Source organism: Pseudomonas sp. 10B238 (assembly GCF_000970615.1).
Classification (GTDB): domain Bacteria; phylum Pseudomonadota; class Gammaproteobacteria; order Pseudomonadales; family Pseudomonadaceae; genus Stutzerimonas.
In genome coordinates this window covers 1-5,614 of sequence record NZ_KQ033957.1, presented here as the reverse complement: position 1 = coordinate 5,614, position 5,614 = coordinate 1, and the positions used below count along the sequence as shown (strand labels likewise).

The 5,614-nt window shown below is 51.6% G+C and carries 2 tRNA genes and 3 rRNA genes; all 5 read left to right on the top strand.

Annotation, left to right across the window (positions count from 1 at the left end):
- The first annotated feature begins 349 nt into the window (after nucleotides 1–349).
- The 5 genes from RT21_RS22580 to rrf all read left to right on the top strand — a co-directional run bounded on the left by RT21_RS22580 (nucleotide 350) and on the right by rrf (nucleotide 5,562).
- Nucleotides 350–1,886 (top strand): 16S ribosomal RNA (locus RT21_RS22580).
- 91 nt (nucleotides 1,887–1,977) lie between these two features.
- Nucleotides 1,978–2,054, top strand: a tRNA-Ile gene (locus RT21_RS22575).
- 30 nt (nucleotides 2,055–2,084) lie between these two features.
- A tRNA-Ala gene (locus tag RT21_RS22570) sits at nucleotides 2,085–2,160 on the top strand.
- A gap of 242 nt (nucleotides 2,161–2,402) precedes the next feature.
- A 23S ribosomal RNA gene (locus RT21_RS22565) occupies nucleotides 2,403–5,293 on the top strand.
- Nucleotides 5,294–5,446: 153 nt separating this feature from the next.
- Nucleotides 5,447–5,562: ribosomal RNA gene (rrf, locus tag RT21_RS22560) — 5S ribosomal RNA — on the top strand.
- Together the 16S, 23S and 5S rRNA genes with 2 tRNA genes alongside form the textbook arrangement of a ribosomal RNA operon.
- The last annotated feature ends 52 nt before the right edge of the window (nucleotides 5,563–5,614 follow it).

Sequence of the window (5,614 nt, the reverse complement as noted above, 5' to 3'; positions counted from 1 at the left end):
TTTAGACGCTGTATGATTCGCCTCCCGCTGACGAGAGACGCTAGGTTGATCGGAAGCGCAAGCGGTTGAGAAGAAAGAAAAACTTCTTCAAAAACAGCTTGACGAGACACAAGGCTGCTGTAGAATGCGCGGCCTCGGTTGAGACGAAAGACTTGATCGAAACGCTCTTTAACAACTGAATCAAGCAATTCGTGTGGGTGCTTGTGAGGTAAGACTGGTAGTCAGCAAGATTATCAGCATCACAAATACTCAACGAGAAATCATTGAGTGCTCTTCTTGAGGGTAACCTTTAGAAGAGATTGCGATTGCTGAGCCAAGTTTAGGGTTTTCTCAAAACCCATGCAGTATTGAACTGAAGAGTTTGATCATGGCTCAGATTGAACGCTGGCGGCAGGCCTAACACATGCAAGTCGAGCGGATGAGTGGAGCTTGCTCCATGATTCAGCGGCGGACGGGTGAGTAATGCCTAGGAATCTGCCTATTAGTGGGGGACAACGTTTCGAAAGGAACGCTAATACCGCATACGTCCTACGGGAGAAAGCAGGGGACCTTCGGGCCTTGCGCTAATAGATGAGCCTAGGTCGGATTAGCTAGTTGGTGAGGTAATGGCTCACCAAGGCGACGATCCGTAACTGGTCTGAGAGGATGATCAGTCACACTGGAACTGAGACACGGTCCAGACTCCTACGGGAGGCAGCAGTGGGGAATATTGGACAATGGGCGAAAGCCTGATCCAGCCATGCCGCGTGTGTGAAGAAGGTCTTCGGATTGTAAAGCACTTTAAGTTGGGAGGAAGGGCATTAACCTAATACGTTAGTGTTTTGACGTTACCGACAGAATAAGCACCGGCTAACTTCGTGCCAGCAGCCGCGGTAATACGAAGGGTGCAAGCGTTAATCGGAATTACTGGGCGTAAAGCGCGCGTAGGTGGTTTGTTAAGTTGGATGTGAAAGCCCCGGGCTCAACCTGGGAACTGCATCCAAAACTGGCAAGCTAGAGTATGGCAGAGGGTGGTGGAATTTCCTGTGTAGCGGTGAAATGCGTAGATATAGGAAGGAACACCAGTGGCGAAGGCGACCACCTGGGCTAATACTGACACTGAGGTGCGAAAGCGTGGGGAGCAAACAGGATTAGATACCCTGGTAGTCCACGCCGTAAACGATGTCGACTAGCCGTTGGGATCCTTGAGATCTTAGTGGCGCAGCTAACGCATTAAGTCGACCGCCTGGGGAGTACGGCCGCAAGGTTAAAACTCAAATGAATTGACGGGGGCCCGCACAAGCGGTGGAGCATGTGGTTTAATTCGAAGCAACGCGAAGAACCTTACCAGGCCTTGACATGCAGAGAACTTTCCAGAGATGGATTGGTGCCTTCGGGAACTCTGACACAGGTGCTGCATGGCTGTCGTCAGCTCGTGTCGTGAGATGTTGGGTTAAGTCCCGTAACGAGCGCAACCCTTGTCCTTAGTTACCAGCACGTAATGGTGGGCACTCTAAGGAGACTGCCGGTGACAAACCGGAGGAAGGTGGGGATGACGTCAAGTCATCATGGCCCTTACGGCCTGGGCTACACACGTGCTACAATGGTCGGTACAAAGGGTTGCCAAGCCGCGAGGTGGAGCTAATCCCATAAAACCGATCGTAGTCCGGATCGCAGTCTGCAACTCGACTGCGTGAAGTCGGAATCGCTAGTAATCGTGAATCAGAATGTCACGGTGAATACGTTCCCGGGCCTTGTACACACCGCCCGTCACACCATGGGAGTGGGTTGCTCCAGAAGTAGCTAGTCTAACCTTCGGGAGGACGGTTACCACGGAGTGATTCATGACTGGGGTGAAGTCGTAACAAGGTAGCCGTAGGGGAACCTGCGGCTGGATCACCTCCTTAATCGAAGACTTCAGCTTCTTCATAAGTTCCCACACGAATTGCTTGATTCACTAGCGAAAAGCGATTGGGTTTCGACCCGAGAGAGACGATTGGGTCTGTAGCTCAGTTGGTTAGAGCGCACCCCTGATAAGGGTGAGGTCGGCAGTTCGAATCTGCCCAGACCCACCAATTGTCATGGGATGTGGCCGATCTGTAGATGGGGCCATAGCTCAGCTGGGAGAGCGCCTGCTTTGCACGCAGGAGGTCAGCGGTTCGATCCCGCTTGGCTCCACCATTATTCTCGTCATCGCTTGAAAGCACAGAAATGAATAGATTCCTTAGGGAGTGTATTGATTTCTGGTCTTTGCGCCAGTAAATGTTCTTTAAAAATTTGGGTATGTGATAGAAGTAGATTTGAGTGATCACTTTCACTGGTGATTATTCAAGTCAAGGTAAAATTTGCGAGTAAAATTGCGGATTTTCGGCGAATGTCGTCTTCACGTTATTAGACAATAACCAGATTGCTTGGGGTTATATGGTCAAGTGAAGAAGCGCATACGGTGGATGCCTTGGCAGTCAGAGGCGATGAAAGACGTGGTAGCCTGCGAAAAGCTTCGGGGAGTCGGCAAACAGACTTTGATCCGGAGATGTCTGAATGGGGGAACCCAGCCATCATAAGATGGTTATCACACACTGAATACATAGGTGTGTGAGGCGAACCAGGGGAACTGAAACATCTAAGTACCCTGAGGAAAAGAAATCAACCGAGATTCCCTTAGTAGTGGCGAGCGAACGGGGACTAGCCCTTAAGCTTCTTTGATTTTAGCGGAACGCTCTGGAAAGTGCGGCCATAGTGGGTGATAGCCCTGTACGCGAAAAGGTCTTAGAAGTGAAATCGAGTAGGACGGAGCACGAGAAACTTTGTCTGAATATGGGGGGACCATCCTCCAAGGCTAAATACTACTGACTGACCGATAGTGAACTAGTACCGTGAGGGAAAGGCGAAAAGAACCCCGGAGAGGGGAGTGAAATAGATCCTGAAACCGTATGCGTACAAGCAGTGGGAGCCTACTTTGTTAGGTGACTGCGTACCTTTTGTATAATGGGTCAGCGACTTATTTTCAGTGGCGAGCTTAACCGAATAGGGGAGGCGTAGCGAAAGCGAGTCTTAATAGGGCGTCTAGTCGCTGGGAATAGACCCGAAACCGGGCGATCTATCCATGGGCAGGTTGAAGGTTGGGTAACACTAACTGGAGGACCGAACCGACTACCGTTGAAAAGTTAGCGGATGACCTGTGGATCGGAGTGAAAGGCTAATCAAGCTCGGAGATAGCTGGTTCTCCTCGAAAGCTATTTAGGTAGCGCCTCGTGTATCACTGCTGGGGGTAGAGCACTGTTTCGGCTAGGGGGTCATCCCGACTTACCAAACCGATGCAAACTCCGAATACCAGCAAGTGTCAGCACGGGAGACACACGGCGGGTGCTAACGTCCGTCGTGAAAAGGGAAACAACCCAGACCGTCAGCTAAGGTCCCAAAATCCTGGTTAAGTGGGAAACGATGTGGGAAGGCTCAGACAGCTAGGAGGTTGGCTTAGAAGCAGCCACCCTTTAAAGAAAGCGTAATAGCTCACTAGTCGAGTCGGCCTGCGCGGAAGATGTAACGGGGCTCAAACCAGGTACCGAAGCTACGGGTTCATCGTAAGATGAGCGGTAGAGGAGCGTTCTGTAAGCCTGTGAAGGTGAGTTGAGAAGCTTGCTGGAGGTATCAGAAGTGCGAATGCTGACATGAGTAACGACAATGGGAGTGAAAAACTCCCACGCCGAAAGACCAAGGGTTCCTGCGCAACGTTAATCGACGCAGGGTGAGTCGGTCCCTAAGGCGAGGCTGAAGAGCGTAGTCGATGGGAAACGGGTTAATATTCCCGTACTTCTAGTTACTGCGATGGGGGGACGGAGAAGGCTAGGCCAGCTTGGCGTTGGTTGTCCAAGTTTAAGGTGGTAGGCAGAGGTCTTAGGTAAATCCGGGATCTTAATGCCGAGAACTGATGACGATCCTTCTTTTAGAAGGAGAAGTGGTTGATGCCATGCTTCCAGGAAAAGCCTCTAAGCTTCAGGTAACTAGGAACCGTACCCCAAACCGACACAGGTGGTTGGGTAGAGAATACCAAGGCGCTTGAGAGAACTCGGGTGAAGGAACTAGGCAAAATGGCACCGTAACTTCGGGAGAAGGTGCGCCGGTGAGGGTGAAGGGTTTACCCCGTAAGCTCATGCCGGTCGAAGATACCAGGCCGCTGCGACTGTTTATTAAAAACACAGCACTCTGCAAACACGAAAGTGGACGTATAGGGTGTGACGCCTGCCCGGTGCCGGAAGGTTAATTGATGGGGTTAGCGCAAGCGAAGCTCTTGATCGAAGCCCCGGTAAACGGCGGCCGTAACTATAACGGTCCTAAGGTAGCGAAATTCCTTGTCGGGTAAGTTCCGACCTGCACGAATGGCGTAACGATGGCGGCGCTGTCTCCACCCGAGACTCAGTGAAATTGAAATCGCTGTGAAGATGCAGTGTATCCGCGGCTAGACGGAAAGACCCCGTGAACCTTTACTATAGCTTTGCACTGGACTTTGAATTTGCTTGTGTAGGATAGGTGGGAGGCTTTGAAGCGTGGACGCCAGTTCGCGTGGAGCCAACCTTGAAATACCACCCTGGCAACTTTGAGGTTCTAACTCTGGTCCGTTATCCGGATCGAGGACAGTGTATGGTGGGTAGTTTGACTGGGGCGGTCTCCTCCTAAAGAGTAACGGAGGAGTACGAAGGTGCGCTCAGACCGGTCGGAAATCGGTCGTAGAGTATAAAGGCAAAAGCGCGCTTGACTGCGAGACAGACACGTCGAGCAGGTACGAAAGTAGGTCTTAGTGATCCGGTGGTTCTGTATGGAAGGGCCATCGCTCAACGGATAAAAGGTACTCCGGGGATAACAGGCTGATACCGCCCAAGAGTTCATATCGACGGCGGTGTTTGGCACCTCGATGTCGGCTCATCACATCCTGGGGCTGAAGCCGGTCCCAAGGGTATGGCTGTTCGCCATTTAAAGTGGTACGCGAGCTGGGTTTAGAACGTCGTGAGACAGTTCGGTCCCTATCTGCCGTGGACGTTTGAGATTTGAGAGGGGCTGCTCCTAGTACGAGAGGACCGGAGTGGACGAACCTCTGGTGTTCCGGTTGTCACGCCAGTGGCATTGCCGGGTAGCTATGTTCGGAAGAGATAACCGCTGAAAGCATCTAAGCGGGAAACTTGCCTCAAGATGAGATCTCACTGGAGCCTTGAGCTCCCTGAAGGGCCGTCGAAGACTACGACGTTGATAGGTTGGGTGTGTAAGCGCTGTGAGGCGTTGAGCTAACCAATACTAATTGCCCGTGAGGCTTGACCATATAACACCCAAACAATTTGTTGTTTGTGTGTCAGACGGTTGAAGTCGACAACAAACCGAAAAGACGCAACGCTCGCAAAGCGAAAGCAATACCGAAACACCATCACATACCCATTAGGGGAAGCGACTCAACACCGACTCCCCAACCGAATTGCTTGACGACCATAGAGCGTTGGAACCACCTGATCCCATCCCGAACTCAGTAGTGAAACGACGCATCGCCGATGGTAGTGTGGGGTTTCCCCATGTGAGAGTAGGTCATCGTCAAGCTTCTACACCAAACCCCCGATCTTCGTAAGAGGATCGGGGGTTTGTCTTTGGG